This window comes from Thermosynechococcus sp. B1, assembly GCF_030322985.1.
Classification (GTDB): domain Bacteria; phylum Cyanobacteriota; class Cyanobacteriia; order Thermosynechococcales; family Thermosynechococcaceae; genus Thermosynechococcus.
Genome location: NZ_CP096573.1, coordinates 1,124,900 through 1,143,209, shown reverse-complemented (window position 1 = coordinate 1,143,209; position 18,310 = coordinate 1,124,900). Strand labels below are relative to the sequence as shown.

16 protein-coding genes are annotated in these 18,310 nt (G+C 55.0%); 7 read left to right on the top strand and 9 right to left on the bottom strand.

Going from position 1 to position 18,310, the window contains the following annotated elements:
* Positions 1 to 667 precede the first annotated feature (667 nt).
* Entirely contained in the window at positions 668 to 1,510 is an 843-nt protein-coding gene (locus M0644_RS05860; protein WP_286627005.1) for a fatty acid desaturase, read from the top strand.
* Here M0644_RS05860 and M0644_RS05855 read toward each other — a convergent pair.
* A complete protein-coding gene (locus tag M0644_RS05855; protein WP_286627004.1) occupies positions 1,507 to 3,279 on the bottom strand; it encodes a hypothetical protein in 1,773 nt (590 codons plus the stop codon). The genes M0644_RS05860 and M0644_RS05855 overlap by 4 nt on opposite strands.
* 232 nt (positions 3,280 to 3,511) lie before the next feature.
* Positions 3,512 to 4,060 (bottom strand): DUF1269 domain-containing protein, encoded by a 549-nt coding sequence (locus M0644_RS05850; RefSeq protein ID WP_149819006.1) that lies wholly within the window; start codon positions 4,058 to 4,060, stop codon positions 3,512 to 3,514.
* 141 nt (positions 4,061 to 4,201) lie between these two features.
* Between M0644_RS05850 and M0644_RS05845 the strand changes: the two genes are divergently transcribed.
* Both M0644_RS05845 and M0644_RS05840 read left to right on the top strand, forming a co-directional pair.
* Entirely contained in the window at positions 4,202 to 4,594 is a 393-nt protein-coding gene (locus M0644_RS05845; RefSeq protein ID WP_149819004.1) for a 2Fe-2S iron-sulfur cluster binding domain-containing protein, read from the top strand.
* A 6-nt stretch (positions 4,595 to 4,600) separates the two neighbouring features.
* Positions 4,601 to 5,452: an inositol monophosphatase family protein gene (locus M0644_RS05840; protein WP_149819002.1), complete on the top strand. Its 852-nt coding sequence runs from the start codon at positions 4,601 to 4,603 to the stop codon at positions 5,450 to 5,452.
* Here the strand turns inward: M0644_RS05840 and M0644_RS05835 are convergent.
* Positions 5,449 to 6,174 carry a segregation/condensation protein A gene (locus M0644_RS05835; protein WP_286627003.1) on the bottom strand — a complete coding sequence of 242 codons (726 nt, stop codon included), beginning with the start codon at positions 6,172 to 6,174 and terminating at the stop codon, positions 5,449 to 5,451. The two genes, M0644_RS05840 and M0644_RS05835, sit on opposite strands and share 4 nt — an antisense overlap.
* A gap of 48 nt (positions 6,175 to 6,222) precedes the next feature.
* Positions 6,223 to 8,148, bottom strand: a complete 1,926-nt coding sequence (locus tag M0644_RS05830) for a DICT sensory domain-containing protein (RefSeq protein ID WP_149818998.1) — start codon at positions 8,146 to 8,148, stop codon at positions 6,223 to 6,225.
* 357 nt (positions 8,149 to 8,505) lie between these two features.
* Between M0644_RS05830 and M0644_RS05825 the strand changes: the two genes are divergently transcribed.
* From M0644_RS05825 to M0644_RS05815, 3 genes are read left to right on the top strand one after another with little or no spacing between them, the layout of a single operon-like run.
* Complete coding sequence (locus M0644_RS05825) at positions 8,506 to 10,215, top strand: AarF/ABC1/UbiB kinase family protein (RefSeq protein ID WP_149818996.1); 1,710 nt, start codon at positions 8,506 to 8,508, stop codon at positions 10,213 to 10,215.
* 54 nt (positions 10,216 to 10,269) lie between these two features.
* Positions 10,270 to 10,641: a hypothetical protein gene (locus tag M0644_RS05820; protein WP_149818994.1), complete on the top strand. Its 372-nt coding sequence runs from the start codon at positions 10,270 to 10,272 to the stop codon at positions 10,639 to 10,641.
* A gap of 27 nt (positions 10,642 to 10,668) precedes the next feature.
* Positions 10,669 to 11,103, top strand: a complete 435-nt coding sequence (locus M0644_RS05815; RefSeq protein ID WP_149818992.1) for a hypothetical protein — start codon at positions 10,669 to 10,671, stop codon at positions 11,101 to 11,103.
* Here M0644_RS05815 and M0644_RS05810 read toward each other — a convergent pair.
* The 3 genes from M0644_RS05810 to M0644_RS05800 are packed head-to-tail and all read right to left on the bottom strand — an operon-like array spanning position 11,100 to position 14,556.
* Positions 11,100 to 12,425, bottom strand: a complete 1,326-nt coding sequence (locus M0644_RS05810) for a (Fe-S)-binding protein (protein WP_286627000.1) — start codon at positions 12,423 to 12,425, stop codon at positions 11,100 to 11,102. The two genes, M0644_RS05815 and M0644_RS05810, sit on opposite strands and share 4 nt — an antisense overlap.
* Before the next feature lie 20 nt (positions 12,426 to 12,445).
* Positions 12,446 to 13,693 carry an FAD-binding oxidoreductase gene (locus M0644_RS05805; protein ID WP_286626999.1) on the bottom strand — a complete coding sequence of 416 codons (1,248 nt, stop codon included), beginning with the start codon at positions 13,691 to 13,693 and terminating at the stop codon, positions 12,446 to 12,448.
* Complete coding sequence (locus M0644_RS05800) at positions 13,690 to 14,556, bottom strand: response regulator (RefSeq protein WP_149818986.1); 867 nt, start codon at positions 14,554 to 14,556, stop codon at positions 13,690 to 13,692. Before M0644_RS05800 ends, M0644_RS05805 begins: the two co-directional genes overlap by 4 nt.
* A 179-nt stretch (positions 14,557 to 14,735) precedes the next feature.
* Between M0644_RS05800 and M0644_RS05795 the strand changes: the two genes are divergently transcribed.
* Positions 14,736 to 15,563, top strand: coding sequence for a DUF3598 family protein (locus M0644_RS05795; RefSeq protein WP_286626998.1), 828 nt, complete (start codon positions 14,736 to 14,738; stop codon positions 15,561 to 15,563).
* Here M0644_RS05795 and lnt read toward each other — a convergent pair.
* Positions 15,526 to 17,046, bottom strand: a complete 1,521-nt coding sequence (gene lnt / locus M0644_RS05790) for an apolipoprotein N-acyltransferase (RefSeq protein WP_286626997.1) — start codon at positions 17,044 to 17,046, stop codon at positions 15,526 to 15,528. The two genes, M0644_RS05795 and lnt, sit on opposite strands and share 38 nt — an antisense overlap.
* Positions 16,997 to 18,196: a DNA double-strand break repair nuclease NurA gene (locus tag M0644_RS05785; RefSeq protein ID WP_149818981.1), complete on the bottom strand. Its 1,200-nt coding sequence runs from the start codon at positions 18,194 to 18,196 to the stop codon at positions 16,997 to 16,999. Before M0644_RS05785 ends, lnt begins: the two co-directional genes overlap by 50 nt.
* Between the last annotated feature and the right edge of the window lie 114 nt (positions 18,197 to 18,310).

Genomic DNA, 18,310 nt, shown 5'->3' with positions numbered 1-18,310 from the left:
AACCTCGCTTGTTATCTCAAAAGTTCTATAAATGCCTACAAACTCAAACGGAAACTCTTATAAAAAGAGCTTGGCGATTTGAGGATAAGCAAAGTATCCTAACTCCTCAAGAAAGAAAACATTAAGGTTTGGAAACCTTCTAGGGCAGATATAGCCCTTTCCTGAACTAGGGGGACATCTGGGAATCCAATCCGCTACAGTAGGAGTTGTCGCAGTGTTGAGCGTCTTCGTGAAAGAGGCAATACCCGACCCAGATTTTGCTTGACCTGATGCGCGGCAAGCCCCGGCACTCATGCCGGCGGCGAAGGATAGTGCGGATGGCGGAGGCATCCTAATCATGGTATTGCCACTGAAACCCAAGGTGGCCTACGGCAGGGCATGCCGGCAAGATACAAGCAGCGGTTAGAACCCGCCGAAACGATTGCGCAGTCATCCCTGCGTGGTGTTGTAGGAATCTGCGGCTTTCAGGCCGGGGGGAGGACAAGTCTTCTCCAATCTCCGCTATAATGAATGTAAAGGCTGGTTGTTTGCTCGTTAAACGTAGGTTGTTTAGGAAGCCATTTCTCTAGGCATCTAGGTAAAAAGCAGTCGTAACCATCTTTGCTCTAGGGGAACAGCCGACAGGGCTCAACTCCACTTTGAGTTTGTCAATTTGTTCGAGAGTTTTATGACATCTGTTTCTTCGTTGCCTGCGCACCCCCTGCGTCCCAATTGGGGGGTGATTTTTTTTATGGGCATTGTGCATTTGGGAGCGTTGCTGGCATTGGTACCGGGGCTGTTTTCCTGGCCGGCTGTGCTGTTGTGTGTTGTTCTCTATTGGGTGTCTGGAGGCCTTGGCATCACCCTAGGCTGGCATCGCCTGATCACCCATCGCAGTTTGCAGTGCCCGAAATGGCTGGAATACTTTTTTGGCTTTTGCGGCAGCTTGGCCTGTGAGGGTGGAATTATTGAATGGGTTGGCCTCCACCGCAACCATCACCTCCACTCCGATCAAGAACTGGATCAGCACAATTCCCAAAAGGGGTTTTGGTGGTCGCACATGGGCTGGATGCTCCAAGAAGTGCCCGCCAAGGCAGAGGTGGAACGCCTCACCAAGGACATTAACACTGACCCCGTCTATCGCTTTTTGAATCAGTACTTTGTGCCCATTCAAGTGGGTTTAGGGGTCTTGCTGTATCTGTGGGGGGGACTGCCCTTTGTGGTCTGGGGCATCTTTGTCCGCCTTGTGCTGGTGTATCACCTCACGTGGTTTGTCAATAGTGCCACCCATAAATTTGGCTACCGCACCTTTGAATCGGGCGATCGCTCCACGAATTGCTGGTGGGTTGCCCTGCTCACCTTTGGCGAAGGCTGGCACAACAATCACCACACCTACCCCCATTCGGCACGTCACGGTCTGCAATGGTGGGAATTTGATATTACGTGGCTCACGATTCGGGCACTGCAAGCGATTGGTCTGGCCCAAAAGGTGCGGCTCGTGGAAGCCCCACAAATCAATAAAAGCCCTTAAAAGGGGTACTGGGGTTCCGCCTCTTGCCAAATGTGGATCAATTCCCTCGCCTCTGGGTAGAGGGGATGCGTGGGGGGGATGAGTTCGGCGGTGGCGATCGCCTGCTGGTTGTCCCGCCCCACCCAATAGCGCGCCTGCTCCAAGATATTATTGCCCCACTGCACAATCAACTGGTTGGCGGTGGCATAGACACTGGAGTTGGGGGAGATTTCTTGGGCAATGGCAATGGCAGCAGCAAAGTCGCGATCGCGCCCCCCTCGAGCACGGCGCTGGGCTTCCTTCAGGCGAGTCATATCTAGGTCAGGCTGCCAGCTCACCGCTTCCGTTGCAACGGGGGGGAAGAGTTCTTTGAGGCGATTTTGAGCCGTTTCGTAGAGGGCGCGCTGGGGACGAATTTGCTCAAGGAGTTGGCGGGCTTGCAGCAGGGCTTCAGGGGTGCCTTGGCGGGCAAGGGCATTGGCTTGATCGATCAGGGGTTGATCCTCAGCAATCTGGATTTGACGTTGCCACAGCCGTCGCTGATCGCGGATTTGGTTTTGGCGATAGGGACTCGCGTCCGCCAAAGGAATGTTGAGCCTGTTGAGGGCAAGGTAGAGGCGATCCAGCGTGCCGCCACGGGCAATGGCCTGCGCTTCTGCGAGGGTTCGCAGTACCTGCAAATCTGTTTGCCAGCGCCGAATGGCCTGCTGGGCTTCAAAGTAGAGGGGGCGTTCTGCCGTAATCGTTCGTGCTTGGGCGATCGCCCGATCAATATCCTGACCCATCCCCGCTTGGGCAAATTCTTCTGCGGTTGCCAACGTCACCACATCCTCAGCGCTGCGGGCACTCCTGACATCACGGGGAATTAAAACAGCAATGCGCCTTGCCTCTTGGGGGTCATAGCGATTCAGAGCCGCCACTGCTGATGCAAGTAACTGTTCACCCAACTCATTGAGCAATCGCCGCGCACCGGGATAAATATCACTGGTGGTGGGAATTCGCCGCACAATTTCAATGGCAGCGGCCAAGTTATCAGCTCCCCCCTGTGCCATGAGGGCACGGGCTTCATCCAACTGCCGATCTTCCCGTTGGGCACGGATAATCCGCTCATTAAAGGCGCCAAACTGCTCTTGTGCCCAATAACGACAGGCAACAAATTGCAACTGGAGCGAGATTTGAAAAGCTTCTCGCCATTCGAGGTTTTTTAAGGCGGCTTCGGCGCGTCGGTAGATGGCCTCTCCCTCTTGCCAAATTTCCTGCCAGCGCTGAATGCGTTCTTCCACCTTGGCATAGGCTTGGACATCACGGGAAATGCGCCGCGCAAAGGCAATCGCCCGATTTAATTGCCCCTCATGAAAGGCTACCTCTGCCAAGGCCAAAACCTGATCTGACCACGCTTCTAGGCGGCGATTCATCTCAGGGGCAAGGGGATGATCGCGGGGCAAGTCATCAATGAGATCAATGGCATGGAGCAAATCTTCAAGGGTGTGTCGCTCCGCCGCTTGTTGGGCGCAGTAGAGGCGAAAGGAGGCCGATGCCAAAGGCCAAAGGACAAAATCACAATTGCCGGGAGTCGTCGGTTGCCGCAGCAGCAGCCACAGGGATAGCCCGGAAATCCCGACGGAGGTGAGGAGGGAGAGGCTGGCCACCACTTGCCAGTGTTGCAACCAAGGTAGGCAGGCACGCCACTGCTTTTGAACCAAGGGAATTAGATGGTTAAGTTGGCGCGATCGCCCACCAAAGCGTTTTAAGATCGCGATCACTGCGGTTGATTTAGTTTGATCCTGCACCGTCTCCCACTCCCCAACACTCCCTATTGGCCTCCCTAACTGTGAGCACAATGCCCAGTGACAGCCCTTTTCTTAGGCGTTAAGGAACTGAAATGTTGCCCGACACTCACTTGCGCAGTGTTGCGTGGGTTCCATCCTTGGGAAAAGGGCTGTACCTAGGGAATGGCCGAGCCTCTCAAAATTATCCTAATCAATTTAGAGCGAGAGCTAGACCCAAGACAAACTCAACAAACTAACTGTTCGCCGTTTCACTGGGGGTTGTCGCTTCGCTCGGGGCAGGCGATTGGGACGCCGGATTGCCTCGGTTAAGGGCTTCTTGCAACTTGGCTTCATCCTCTTTTGATAGGGAGGTGCGCAGGACTTTACCACCAAAGGGAGCAATTTCCTCAAGGACTTTGTCGGGTGTGGCTTGACGCACCAACGTAAAGATGGCCGAGCTACCGGGGGCAATGGTTTGTCCCAATTCCTTGATGAAATTATCGTCAATGCCAATATCGGTAAATTTGCCGGAAATCGCCCCCGCCACAAGACCCGCAGCCCAGCCCAAGAGGGGATTGAAGAACAATAGACCAATGAGCAGCCCCCAAAAGCCACCGCCAAGGGCCCCCTGGAGGGTCAAATCCTGAGTCTGGTTGATTTTAACCTTGCCATCTTTGGTGCGCACGACAACAGCCGCGTCCTCAAGGTCAATGAGATGCTCACGCTGGAGTTTCAATAGCTGGATTAATACTTCGTTCGCCTTGTACTCATCATCAAACGCAATGACCACTAAGGTACTCATAACTTTAGGTCTCCCTACGAATGTGGGTCATAGAACCGCTCCTACCCTAGCATTGTCATTAGCAGGTTGGGATTGCGGTATTGTAGCTAAGGGACGAAGCAAGGTCTTTGACAGCCCTTTTCACGGTAAGATAGCGAGACCATGAGCACGCCACAAACCTACACAGTGACCATTCACGTGCGTCCCCTCAAGCCGGGGGATCTACCCACGCGGACGTACACAATTACTGTTCCGAGCGATCGCTATATCCTGCAATACGCTGAGAGCCAAGGCCTTGAGTTGCCCTTTTCCTGTCGTAACGGTGCCTGTACCACCTGTGCCGTGCGCATTCTCTCTGGCCATGTTTATCAACCCGAAGCCATGGGACTCTCCCCCGCCCTGCAAGCCCAAGGCTATGCCCTATTGTGTGTCAGCTATGCCCGCTCTGACCTTGAGGTGGAAACCCAAGATGAGGATGAGGTCTATGAGCTGCAGTTTGGCCGCTACTTTGGTAAAGGGCGAGTCCAGTTGGGTCTGCCCCTCGATGAGGATTAATCAGCCATGACAGGAGTGGAGTGCCCACTGCCGGAGAATGAGCGGCAGCGCTATCTGGAAATTGCCACAGAGGCGGCCCTGGCTGGCGGCGCGGTTCTTCAGCACTATTGGGGCAAACTGAGTGAGATTGAGGAAAAGGGGCGCTCTGGTGACCTCGTCACGGTGGCCGATCGCCAATCAGAAGCGGCGGTACTGGATGTAATTCATCGCCATTGTCCAGACCATGCGGTGCTCGCGGAGGAATCGGGTCTTTCGGGACTGAAGGATAATCCATTTCTGTGGGCGATTGATCCTCTGGATGGCACCACCAACTATGCCCATCAATACCCCTTTAGTGCGGTGTCTGTTGCCCTTCTGGTGGCGGGGGAACCCCACGTTGGTGTCGTCTATGATCCCTTTCATCGCGAACTGTTTCGGGCTGCTACAGGCCTCGGTGCCACCCGCGATCGCCAGCCCATTCGGGTTTCCACCACTGCAGAATTGAGTCATAGTCTTTTGGTCACGGGTTTTGCCTACGATCGCCGTGAAACCGAAGACAACAACTATGCAGAATTTTGCTACCTCACCCATCTCAGCCAAGGGGTACGGCGGGGTGGGGCGGCAGCCATTGACTTGGCCTACATTGCCTGTGGTCGCCTTGATGGTTATTGGGAACGGGGTCTCTCCCCTTGGGACTTGGCTGCTGGTGTAGTCCTTGTTCGTGAAGCTGGGGGCGTCGTCACTGCCTACGATCAATCCCCTTTTCAACTGACATCAGGGCGGATTTTAGCGACGAATGGGTATCTCCACACTGCCCTGAGTGAGGCACTCCTGCGGGTAAAGCCCTTGGGCTTTTCGTTTCTGCCAGAGGGAGGTTAGGCCTCTAGGCGTATCGCTTCAGCTAAACACGTCCGTACCTGTAGGGGTTGATAGAAATTGGTTTGTTGGAGATCCACCTTAGACTGGGCAGCGAGGAATAGCAGCGCCCAAAAGACCCCCACAGGATCGGGTTTGCGCTGCAGTAGCACTTGGAAGTCTAGCCATGTCCCTTCGGGAGCCATTTCTCCGAGGAGACTTTCTACTTCGTTAGCCATCTCCGTGAGGTTTTCTTGGTGCGCCAGTTGGGTAATTGCCTTGAGGGTTGTGGGACGGCGACGCCGCCGCGGTTGATGCGGCCGCAGCACCTTTGCACGGTCGTTCTGAACGGCCATGGTTTTCAGGTGGGCAATCAATTCCTCAAGGGTGACGCGGCGCCGTTGTTGGGGGGGAGCCACGGGGCGACGATGCAAATGCTGCTCTAGGGCATGGGGCAAGACCACAAAGGACTGGTTTTCACTGATCTCTGGCGGCTCTGCGAATTCTGTTTCCTCGGGCATCGGTTCAGCAACTGCAACTAGGCGATCGCTCTTCAGGAGCACCAGCATCGCTGCATACAAAAAGGCCTGCCCTGATTCACTGAGATTGGGTTCCCCCCGCCGTGTCAACTCCGCCAAACAGCGATCGAAGACCTCAATCACTTGAATATCCCAAGGGTCAATTTCCCCCCGCTCGGCCAAGTCAATCAAAATGTCAATGGCGGTATCGGCAAAGGATTGGCTCATGGTTGGCTGCCCACTCGTTGTTGTCTATCTTAGGAGGCTTGGCAGCCCCTATCCAGAAAAAGGCTCAGCAATGGGAATCGTAAAGTGAAACTCACTGCCGCGATCGCGCCCCGCCGACTCCGCCCAAATTTGTCCCCCCAAATTGGTAATGATCTGGCGACAGATCGCGAGACCCAAGCCCGTCCCACCCGCAGAGCGCCGCAGTGCTCCCTCCTCCTGATAAAAGCGATCAAAAATCGTTTCCAAGCGATCCGGCTCAATACCGCGCCCCGTATCGGCAACCGTCACTTCCAATAGACCATCGGGACGAGGCTTGGCAGCAATGGAAACCTGACCCGACTGTTCCGTAAACTTGCAGGCATTATCGAGTAGCTTCGAGAGCACCTCCACTAGCCATTCGCCATCTGCTCGGATCAAGGGCAATTCCTTGGGCAAGACTGTGCGAATGGTCGGTAGTTGATCCTTGGGGGTGCGCAGACTACTGAGGGCTAGGTCCACCAGTTCTTGGAGGGGGAGGGGTTCCGGTCGCCACTGCACCCGGCCACTTTCCAACTGCGAGAGGGTGAGGAAGTCCTGAATCAGTTTCCGCATGCGCTCAGCATCGGCCAAGGCGGTACTCAGCATCACCTGCCGCAGTTCTGGATCCATATCGGGTTCACTGGCTAGGCTTTCAAGGCAGACTTGGATTGTCGAAAGGGGCGTGCGCAGTTCGTGACCCGTAATTGCAATGAGATTACTGCGGGTGCGATCTAAGGCCTCCAGTTGCGCGTTGAGTTCCTCCAGATCTGCGTAGGCCTCCGCCTGAATCAGGGCAACCCCCACTTGGGTGGCGATCGCCTCCACTAATTCTGCGTCCATATCGTGCCACGGCAGCGGTTCGCCGCGGTGCAGTTCAACAATGCCCAACAGTCGCCCTTGATAGAGAACAGGTGCCAGTAGGAGGGCTTTGACGCCGGCGGCCTCGAGGGGTTTGAAACGGGTCGCCTCGTAGTGGGGATCAGCGGCCACATCATCCACCTGAATGACCTGCTGATGTGCCAGTGCCTGCTGGGTGTAGGGGTGCTCACTCACGGGCCAATACTGGTACTGCAATGGCGGTAGAGCACCGCTGGTGTACTCGTGCTCAATGCGCACCCGCGTATCGGTACTGCGGCAACGGTAAATGAGACAGCGATCGCCTTTGAGGGCTTCCCCTAGTTCTGCCACCGCACGAGTGAGAATTTCTGTGGGATTAAGGGAGTTGCGAATCGCCGTGGTAATTGCATTGGTGAGGCGTTCCTTGCGCTCTTGAATGGCAATTTGGCGGTAGGCCTTGATTTGCTTGTACTGGCCGGCTTGGAGATAGGTCACTAGGCGATCGGCAAAAGGGGCAGGATCACTATTGCACCCCGCCACTTGGCGATAGGTCTCAACCCATGCCCGACCTTCCTTGAGTTTCTCCTTCAGTTCAGGGCGGTACTCCCGAATACGGTTGAGGAGGATTTCAGCGGTTGTCGCTGCCACCTGCCGATCAAAGGTCCAAATGCCCTCAAAACGACGCGCCGCATCCATCGGCGGCAACACATCTAAGCGATTGGCGGGCGATCGCTGGACTTCGCGGCAGACCAAGCAAGTGCTGTAATTTTTGCCCAAGACGGTCAAATGCCATTCTTGACTGAGGGCATCGGCGGGATCAAAGGCAACCGTTTCATAGTCTCCCGAGCAGTTCTTAAACTCGGTTTCCGGGGCAGCCAAAACGTAAACGTGGTGGGACTTGGTGGCAATACGGCGGTAGCGATGGGCTTCTTGACGATAAAAGCGTTCCCGCTGAAAGCAGGCAATAATAATCGGCGCATCCTCGTTGGCCAAAACCTGATCCTCCATTGCATGGGAAAGCGCCGTCAGCGATGTCTTGAAGTACAGTTGCGATCGCAAGCGAGGCAACCGCGCCAACAACTCCTCAAGAACAGATGTGGCAATGATCCTGTTGGCCATGGAAGGGTGTGAATAAGAAGATGCCCTACGGTACCATTATCGGCAAATCCGCACCAGCGAACCTACTGAAATTCAGTTCGAGCGGCTGTACCTAAGTCAACCAACGGCTGAATTGCTGGAACCTCCAATCTTAAACTTTTGTTAAGAATTTTATTGATTGGCAGGGCTTATGTGTAGTTTTCTATACTATATTTAAGCAAACCCAAAAAGATCAGCTCCTCTAGCACCGGGGATCAACAAAATCCTCATCATTGCAATGGTTGCTTACAGTGTTCCCAAAAGCGCTCCGTGGAAACACCCATGGCAAGGCAAGAGGGGTGTAGTAAGTTGGGTTTCAGAGAATAAGGTGAAAAAGCTGTGACTGCCCGTATTTCTGCTGTCCCTAGTGCTGGTCATCGTCGGTATGATCCTGAGGCGATCGCCCGCTACTACTGGCGACATCCTTGGCGAGTTATCTGGCGGTTCGTTAACATTTCGGTATCTTTCTTGACATTTTGGCTGCTGTTGCAGTGGGACAAGTGGCTAGGTCAACAGGAAAGTCAGCGTCCCCTGCGAGCAATGCAACTGCGCAAACTCCTGATCCGTTTAGGCCCAACCTTCATTAAAGTCGGTCAAGCCCTCTCCACTCGCCCCGATTTGATTTGTCCCGACTACCTCGAAGAACTGACGCTCCTTCAGGACAAGTTGCCCCCCTTTGCCAATGAGATTGCTATTGCCATTATTGAGCGGGATCTGCGCTTAAACCTAGGGGATATTTTTGCCGAATTCTCACCCCAACCGGTGGCCGCCGCCAGTCTCGGCCAAGTCTATCGAGCCAAACTCCACAGTGGTGAAGAAGTGGCCGTCAAGGTGCAGCGTCCCAACCTCTTGCCCGTGATTACCCGCGATCTCTTCTTGATCCGTCTTTTGGTGCAGTGGGTCAAGCCTTGGCTACCGATTAACCTCTGCCATGATTTGCGGGACATTGTCGATGAATTTGGCCGCAAGCTCTACGAGGAAATTGACTACCTCAATGAAGGGCGCAATGCCGAGAAATTCGCTGCCAACTTCCGCGATGATCCCACGGTCAAGGTACCGAAAATCTACTGGCAGTACACCAGTGAGCATGTGCTGACCTTGGAGTGGATCCATGGCATTAAGCTCACCCGTACCGATTGCATGGTGGCGGCGGGCGTTGATCCCGATGAGCTGATCCGGGTGGGGGTGATTTCAGGACTGCGGCAACTCTTGGAATTTGGCTTCTTCCATGCCGACCCCCATCCCGGCAATCTCTTTGCCATGCCGGATGGCCGGATGGCCTACATTGACTTCGGCATGATGGATCAACTGGAGGAGAGCACTAAAGAATCCTTGGTGGATGCCGTCGTTCATTTGGTGAACAAGGACTATCAAGCCTTGGCGACGGACTTTGTCAAACTGGGCTTTTTGACCCCGGAAACGGATATTACGCCGATTATCCCTGCCCTTGAGTCGGTCTTTGAGGAGGTGATTGGCTCCAGTGTGCGGGAATTCAACTTCAAAGTGATCACCGATCGCTTCTCCGAGTTGATGTATGCCTATCCCTTCCGGGTTCCCGCTAAGTTTGCCCTAATCATTCGCTCTCTAGTCACCCAAGAGGGCATTGCCCTGTGTCTCAACCCTAACTTCCGCATTGTTGATGTCAGCTATCCCTATGTGGCACGGCGTCTGCTGCAAGGAGAATCGCCCCAACTGCGGCGACGGTTATTGGATGTCCTCTTCAAGGATGGTCGTCTTCAGTGGCAACGCCTGGAAAACCTAATTGCGATCGCCCGGCAGGATCAGCACTTTAACCTCGCGCCAACCGCCACCTTGGGCTTGCAGTATCTCTTTTCTGAGGAGGGGCAGTACCTGCGGCGGCAAATTGTGCTAGCGTTAACCGAAGATGACCGTCTCCACACCGAAGAGGTGCAACGCCTTTGGAATTTGGTCAAGTCTGATCTGCGTCCGCTCTTCTTGATTGATGTGGCATGGGAAGCCCTCAAGGCCTCTGTCTCCCACACGCTCGGTAAAGAAGAAGACAGCAATTCCTTGGTGGTGGCCAGCTAAGGGTTGGCAGCGGTTATCAACGTTCCTGAGTGTCCAAGAAGGATTAGGTATCCCGTGTTTGATCCACCCATTGTCTTGCTACTGGCGGGTATTTTTATGGGGTTGACCAGTGGTAAAGCCTTTGAAGCCACCCTCAAGCAGAGCGTCCAAGAATGGAACCGCAGTCGCTCCACCCGCGTTCTGAGTCAATTGCGCGGCCCCCAACTTCAGTTGCCCTACTTGGGGATTTCCATTGGTATCTGGCTCTTCCTGATGGCGGGATTGTGGACCTATGGCTTTGGTGCAGGGCTGAGTATGGTCATTGCCTTTGTGCTGACGATCGCCACCGCCCTTTTGGTGTGGTATCAACTGGGGAAAGTGCTGACGATTTTAAGTACGGGTGGCTCTCGTGCCCTTGATCTCGATGCCCTTGAGGCCAAGGAATAGTTTTTTATAACTCCTAAAGGAGGCGTTGTGGATTTACTGACCCAAGTGGATGAACTGATTGCCAACGCCCCCGATGACCCTGCGACTGTGGCGGCGGTACAGGCGATCGCCCCCATTCTCTACGAGGAAGCCCAGCGCTACGGGCAAACGGTTTACTACGTCCTGCAAACTCCCGATGGTCAGTGGCAGGTGATTACCCTTGAGGAACAGCACCCCCCCCACCAGCAAAAAAACGTCATCCACGCCTATGGTAGTGAAGCCATGGCTCAAGAGGCCTGTGATGAACAAGTGATCCCAGTGCCCATGCCAATTATTCCCCTTTTGTTTCAACTGTTGGCGGCAGAGCCAGTGGATAGCCTGATGATCCTTGAGGCGGATGGCGAACGAGGCTGGGAAGTGGGGCGAGAATGGTTACTAGCTCAAGTGCGCGCAATCCTCAGTGCCCCCCCGGATATAGCCTAGGACGGAAGCTGCTCACCACGAATCGCCAAGTCTAGCAGTTGCATCGGGTGGTAAATGGGCACGGAGCTACTCTGCTCTTGGAGATACTGCCGCAATTGCACGGTGCAGCCCACATTGGCTGAGACAATGACATCAGGGCGAGTATTCAGCAGGTTGCGTACCTTTTGGCGTCCCAATTCCGCCGCCACATCGGGTTGAAGAATGTTGTACACCCCGGCACTGCCACAGCACAGGGCTGCATCGAGGGGTTCGCGCAGTTGCACTTGGGGAATTTGTCGCAGCAGTTGCCGCGGTTCAAGGCGAATTTTTTGGCCGTGGATCATGTGGCAGGCATCTTGATAGACCAAGGTCAAGGGGCGATCGCCCAAGGGGTGGAGCGGTGTCACCAAGCCCTGTTTGACCAAAAAGACCTGCACATCCTCCACCTTTTGCACAAAGTCACGGGCGCGATCGCGGTACTCTGGATCGGCAGCCAAAAGGCGATGATATTCCTTGAGGGTGTGGCCACAACCCGAGGCGTTGATTAAAACCGCATCCACCTTGGCCGCTGCAAAACAGTCAATCATTTGGCGTGCAAGGGTTTGCGCCTGATCCTCCTCCCCTTGGTGATGGGGCAGGGCACCACAGCACCCCTGTTGTGGCGGTAGCACCACCTCAAAGCCATTGGCACTTAAGACGGAGATCGTGGCTTCATTAACTTCCGGCAAAAAGAGCCGTTGGACACAGCCAAGAATCACCCCCACGCGGCCACGCTGTTTCCCTTGGGCAGGCACGACTTCAGGCCAGCGATCGCGAAATGTTTTGGCTGAAAGGGGCGGTAGCATTTGATACATGGCCGCAAGGGACTTGGGCAAGAGCCGTTTCAGGAGTCCCAGCCGCTTTTCGAGATGTGCCAAGCCGAGTTTTTGGTAGAGCCAGAGCGGCCACAGGAGGGCACGCAGCCGTTGGGGATAGGGCAGCGTTTGGAAAATCAACTGCCGCAACCAGCGATCGCCCACAGGCCGCTGATAATGGCGCTGCACTTGAACCCGCGTGGCCGCAATCAACTTATCGTACTCAACCCCCGATGGACAGGTGGTGACACAGGCCAAGCAACCCAAACAGGAGTCAAAGTGCTGTACGACATCCGCCAGTTGCACCTGTTCCTCATGAATGGCATCCATGAGATAGATACGACCACGGGGAGAGTCCATTTCAGTACCCAACACCCGATAGCTAGGACAGGTGGAGAGGCAAAACCCGCAGTGGACACAGGCATCAATCAGGTGTGGATCAGGGGGTGACTGGGCATCAAAGCCAGCCACAGGATCAGTTGCAGTCATTCGTAAGTATTGAAACTTGTCTAGAGATTGCCGACAAAAACGCCAGTGCCAAAGACACCCGTTGCATCCAATTGTTGCTTAAGCTTCCGCATCAATTCAAGGGCGTTGCCGCGATAGTCCCAAGGATCGAGTTGCTGCTTGAGGTTCAGGGGGGCGGCTAAGACGGTGACATAGCCCCGTGGTAGCCCTTGGCGCAGCCTGAGAATGAGTTGACCGAGATGCTCCTCCTGTCCGTGGAGATAGGCGTAACCGACCCCTGCACTCATTTCGCCTCGGCACTCGCAGGCCAATTCCCTTGCCAACTGCTGAAGCTGGGTGAGGGCGGGCAACATTTCGCTTAGAGGCACACCGATTTTGAGAATCACTTGATCGGGGGTGGGGTTGAGGGTAATGCCTAGGGGGGCTTGGGGTTCCAGTTGCAGATTATGGGTCTGGGCAATCTGACTCAGGCGATCGCCCAACGTACCCGCAGCAATCACTTCCCGCAGGGTATGGAATTCCAATTCCAACAGCAGCGTCCCCCGTGGTTCAAGGCGCAACACACACCGCGCGGGCGCAAGGGAACTCGTCAAAATCACCTCAAGTCCCTTGGCCAAAGCAGAGACTTCCCCCCGCAACTGCCAGATTTGTACCGCATCCGGCAGGGGATAGACCCGCAACGTCACCTCCGTTAGGATGCCCAGCGTGCCATAGCTGCCGATCAGGAGTTTCATCAGGTCGTAGCCGGCAACATTTTTGACCACCCGCCCTCCCGCTTTGACGATTTGGCCATCACTGCGAATGAACTTGACCCCCAACAATTGATCGCGCCATGACCCATACCGCTGCCGTAGGCTGCCATTACTTTGGGTGGCCAAGCAGCCGCCAAGGGTGGCCGTTTCTCGAAAGAGGGGATCTGCGGCAATCCACTGTCCTGCGGGTGCTAGGTGGTGCTGGAGCTGCTGAAAGGGAATACCCACTTGGGTGGTGACGGTCATATCGGCAGCCGCATGATCAATGAGCTTCTGCCACGCCGTTGTCCGCAGAAAAATATCTGCCTTGGGGGTGTTCCCGAGCCAATTGAGTTTGGTGCCTGCGCCAATGGGCAACACTCGCCAGCCTTGGCGCCGGGCATAGGCAATCACTTCTGCCCCCGCTTCTGGGGTGGGGGGAGTCACCAGCAGGGCATACTCAGGAAGGTAGGGACGCAGGTGGGGAGCGCGATCGCCCAATTCAGCAAGGGAGTGAACCGCTGCATCCCCCAACAGGGCGCTCAGGGTTTGTTTCATGGATTACGGGTGGGCAGTTCAAAGACAAACCCTTCGTAGTACAGGAGTTGGCCATCCTCACTCTTGACGGGGCGGGCGCATTCACAGATGGTTGTGATGCTGTGGTCAGCGCGATACACCTTGGAAACCAAGTTGCGCACAAAGCCACGAGTTTCAATTTGCTGTTGGAATTTTTCCCAAGCGCTGTCATCCACGTAGGGACGATGATTATGGTGTTCTATATCCGCTAGCCAGTCTTCAGCATCGGCATAGCCATAGATGCGTGCCAAGGCATTGTTGACTTTGAAGTAAACCCCCTCGGGCGAACTTTGGTAAATCCCGACCACGGCTTCCTCAAACATCTGCCGATACTGTTCTTGGGCTGCTTGCAGTGAGGAGACCAAGTCACGCCGCTCCTCGACGATTTCCTGCAACTGCTGGTTTTGCTTTTGCAAGAGGGCATTTTTTTGCCGCAGCTTCCGCTGTAGGAGAGCGATCGTCAACTGATTTTTTACCCGTGCCAGCACCTCCGCCTGCTGAAAGGGTTTGGTGATGTAGTCGGCGCCGCCAATCTCAAAGGCCTTGACCTTGTCAAAGACATCATCGAGGGCACTAATGAAAATAATGGGGATATGCTTGGTCTTGGGATTCTCCTTCAGGGTTTGACAGACCTCGTAGCCATTCATATCAGGCATCATGATGTCCAAGAGAATGACATCCGGGGGTTCGGCCTCAATCCCCATGAGCGCCATTTGGCCACTAATGGCACCGCGCACATCGTAGCCTTCCAGTTGCAGCAGTGTGGTTAAAACTTCAACATTTTCGGGGGTATCATCGACTATCAGAATGCGACCAGCCCCTGAATCAAAGAGGTCGGTGGTCATGCACGGGTCTCCCAATGGCGATCGTTTGTCAGCGCCCTGACACTCCCCATCCTATCAAAGTTTTTTCTGAGCGCCGGCGATCGCCGGCCACTTCCCAATTGGCAAGATCTCCAATACTTTATTTTTCTATAGTAATGATGATGGTGGCACACAGCGGTAAAGATAATCAAGGATAATCAATGACAACAAATTGGGAAAATTTTCGCAAAAACCTTGGGGAATGGCATGGCTCCTTTACGGCGGTCAGCCCTACGGGAGACGTGGGAGCGTCAGTGCCCTCGATTTTGATCCTTGCCGATACTGCTGACGGTCAACGGGTGCGCTTTGAACTGCGACGCTTTGGCAATGGTCTCGATCAGCCCCCCACCAGTGAAACGGTGCAGGAGTATGCCACCATTGGCCGCCAAAATGTCTTTTTTCCGACGGGGGCTTTTTCTAAGGGATCGTTGCAGGTGGCGCCCTTTACCGAGTTTGGTGCGGAGTATGGCTTTGTCATGGGCGATCGCCGACTGCGGTTTGTCCAACTCTTTGACAAAAATCAGCACCTCCAATCCATGACTCTGATTCGCGAGTTTCGTGCCCACAGTAACGCCGTTGAACGTCCTCCCTTAACCGTGGATCAACTCCTAGGGGAATGGCGCGGTACCGCCTACACCGTCTATGCCGACTGGCGATCGCCAACGGAAACCCCGACCCATCTGAGCCTTTGGCGCGAGGGCGATCGGCTCTACCAACTGCTGCAAACCCCCGACCACGAGGTGAAAACAACGGCCACAATTGCTGGTTCACGGCTTCTCTTTAGCGATACGGATCAACCCAAGCAGCTTGTCCTGCTCCCCGATGGCACCTCTAGCCTGACGCCCCTACAGGTGTCCTTTCGTCAACCCTTCTTTGTTGAGGTGGGCTGGTTGTGGGCAGAAGGGCAGCGGCAGCGCCTCATTCGCACCTATGGCGATCGCGGCGAATGGGTCAGTGCGACACTCGTTGTCGAAGAACGGATAAGCTAAGCATCCCCAGCAAGAGGGGTAGCAACCAATCCCCATAGCGAGTGTAGAGGGTCTGGGTTTGCCGCCGCAAAATCGTTGCCGCATGAATCACAAACTCATCAGCATTGGAGAGCCAAACAGTTTCCCCCGTAGGCGCAATCACCGCAGAAAGGCCCGTATTCGTGGAGCGCACGAGCCAGCGATCGCCCTCGACGGCACGCAACACATCATGCCCATGGTGCTGGGTCATCAGTTGGCGACGGTAGGGATCATTGTTGGCAACACTGAGGATAAACTGGCCCCCATGAACCAGTTGCCAGCGGCTGCGGTGGGAAAAGGCAGATTCAAAGCAAATCAGGACAACGGCCTTGCCCCAAGGGGTGGTAAAGACCTGATCAGGGTTCCCCGGCAGGAGGCGCGATCGCAACGTGGATAACCGCTGTACTACCCCCGCCAGCCAATCGGGAATATATTCCCCCAAAAGAACAAGGTTGACTTTGTTGTAGCGACTGTAAATCTCCCCCTGCCCATCGAGGGTCAGGAGCACCTGATGATGCCCCCCTAGCGTCTCCATGAATGTCCCTAACCACAGGGGAACCCCTGCCTCGCGAACAGCGCTGGTGATGGGATTGACTTGGTGTGGTTGCCACAAAATCGGCAGTGCCCCTTCCGGAGTCAAGACGGCATCAACCCCTAGAGCCACCAGTTGGCGATAGCCACGGGGATAGTCCTGCCAAGCGCGGCGGATACCCTCTGGCGTGAGCTTTTCCCGTGTCGGGATATTGCCTTGGATCAAACCCACCCGTAGGGGTTCCCCTTGATCCGCAGTGACACTGACGCCTAAAACAGCATTGAGGGCGATCGCCCCCAAAAGAGTAACAACAAGCCATTGCTTTGCCCATGTGTGCCGCCGCAGACTGAGGGTGACTAAGCCATTCACTGTCATCACGACTGCCGTAATCGTGGTGGGTCCCGCCAGACGACCCAGTTGAAGGAGTCCCGTTGGACTTTGGGTCAGGGATAAACTAATCCACCACAGGGGCGAATAGCTCCAGAGGGCTTCAAGGGCACACCAAAGGGTGACACCCCATAGAAGTTGCCAAGGGGCAGATTGCCGCACCCCATAGCGTGCCATCAAAAAAGCCCAACTCCCACTCAGGACTGCCCCCCAACCACTCAGGAAAAGCCAAATCCCCCGCGAGATTAGCCAACTGGGCACTGGCGCAATGCCAATCCACGTCAAGGGATGCAAATCCCACACCCAGACTAAGCTACTGCCGTAGAACCCTAGTCCCCAACACAGGCCGGCGATCGCTGCCCACAGTGGCGATAAAACCTGACACTGCCACCACAGGGGCACAATTCCTATGAAGGCCAAGAACCACCCGCTTACTGGCGGTAGCGCCAACTGCGTTCCCCAGCCCGCGATGCCTAAACCAACACACAGCAGCCACCTAGGCAATACTTTGGCGTTTGCGTTGCTCTTTGGGGGAAGGAGCCACATGCCAGTGTCCTGCTTTAATCAGTTCCCGTTCCAGTAAAGCAAAAAAGCGTTGGCGATCGCTGCCGCGCACAACGGCTAAATTGTGGGCTTCTGCTAATGCCACGGGGTAACCCCGCCCTTTTTCAATTTGTGCTGCCGTCAACGCAACTGCCTGTTGCCACAGGTCTGCATCCCGCGCCACCCATTGAGGAACTTCCAAACGCACCACTTCCGAGCCACCGTGGAGGTAGGCAACGTAGATGTGATGGTCGCCGTAATGTTCCAGAATGCGACTGCGGCTCCGCCAGAGGGGACTATACTGTTGCGGTGCCAAGTGTGCTTGCCAGAGGAGCACATCCCGCAGGGGATCAAAGACTTGACAAGGGGGGCGATCGCGAGTCGCCTCGAGGCCAGTCTGACTCGTCTGACCACAGTGGAGGGCACAGTTGGGTTCAGGGTAGGGGCAAACCCCCAAGCGCAGAAAATTCACCGTTTCATGACTGCGGGAGGCACTGACATAGCCCACCAAGGGAATTCGCTTCGCACGCAATTCATCCCAAGCAGCTAAGATGGGCGTCAACAATTCCTCACGCACCATTGGCGGCAGTGATTCCCACGCCCAGAAAATCAGTGAACCATCCACGAGTGCTAGGCTGGGGGCTTTCTTGTTTTGCGCTTGAATGAGTTCAACAAGGGCAAGAATTTCCGCTTGAGTGCGGCGGTAGCGTAACCAATCCTCTATGGTGAGTCCCCAGCCCCGCGATCGCCCCAATTCATCGGGGTCATAAACCAACTGCGGCACACTATCTAAATGGGGGCGTTGCCCTTGACCGTAGGCGATCGCCACCCGTCCCACATTAATCAAATAGCAATAGGCAATTTCGTGGTGACTGGGGGCAATTTGCGAGCCATCGGTGGCAAAAATTATGTGTGACCTTGGGGCAGGGGGGACAGCGTGCTTCACCGTCAGGGATTCAATGGGTTCAGCAGCATTAAAGGGAAAGGACTCGCCCCACGCTTGGATGGCTTGGCGATAGTGCTCTAAATTTTCTGCCATTACTGTCAACACTTCGAGGGCACGGGCTTGTTTTTGTTGGCTGGCGATCGCCCCTTGGCGGATCACTTGACCCACCGTTCCCATTTGAGCAGCTACTTTGACGAAGTCCAACACTGTTTTCGTATCTGGAGATACAGCTGTCCTGAAGACCTGCTCCAATACTAAATCTAAACAACATCTCAATAATTGCTCATGGGTACTGAGTTACAGGTGAGCACACTGCCAATC

Bases quoted from the DNA above. Each gene is read 5' to 3' on its own strand.
- M0644_RS05860 (WP_286627005.1), top strand. From the start codon at position 668: ATGACATCTGTTTCTTCGTTGCCTGCGCACCCCCTGCGTCCCAATTGG.
- M0644_RS05830 (WP_149818998.1), bottom strand. From the start codon at position 8,148: ATGGCCAACAGGATCATTGCCACATCTGTTCTTGAGGAGTTGTTGGCG.
- M0644_RS05795 (WP_286626998.1), top strand. From the start codon at position 14,736: ATGACAACAAATTGGGAAAATTTTCGCAAAAACCTTGGGGAATGGCAT.
- M0644_RS05800 (WP_149818986.1), bottom strand. From the start codon at position 14,556: ATGACCACCGACCTCTTTGATTCAGGGGCTGGTCGCATTCTGATAGTC.
- M0644_RS05845 (WP_149819004.1), top strand. From the start codon at position 4,202: ATGAGCACGCCACAAACCTACACAGTGACCATTCACGTGCGTCCCCTC.
- M0644_RS05850 (WP_149819006.1), bottom strand. From the start codon at position 4,060: ATGAGTACCTTAGTGGTCATTGCGTTTGATGATGAGTACAAGGCGAAC.
- M0644_RS05810 (WP_286627000.1), bottom strand. From the start codon at position 12,425: ATGACTGCAACTGATCCTGTGGCTGGCTTTGATGCCCAGTCACCCCCT.
- M0644_RS05840 (WP_149819002.1), top strand. From the start codon at position 4,601: ATGACAGGAGTGGAGTGCCCACTGCCGGAGAATGAGCGGCAGCGCTAT.
- M0644_RS05805 (WP_286626999.1), bottom strand. From the start codon at position 13,693: ATGAAACAAACCCTGAGCGCCCTGTTGGGGGATGCAGCGGTTCACTCC.
- lnt (WP_286626997.1), bottom strand. From the start codon at position 17,046: ATGTGGCTCCTTCCCCCAAAGAGCAACGCAAACGCCAAAGTATTGCCT.
- M0644_RS05835 (WP_286627003.1), bottom strand. From the start codon at position 6,174: ATGAGCCAATCCTTTGCCGATACCGCCATTGACATTTTGATTGACTTG.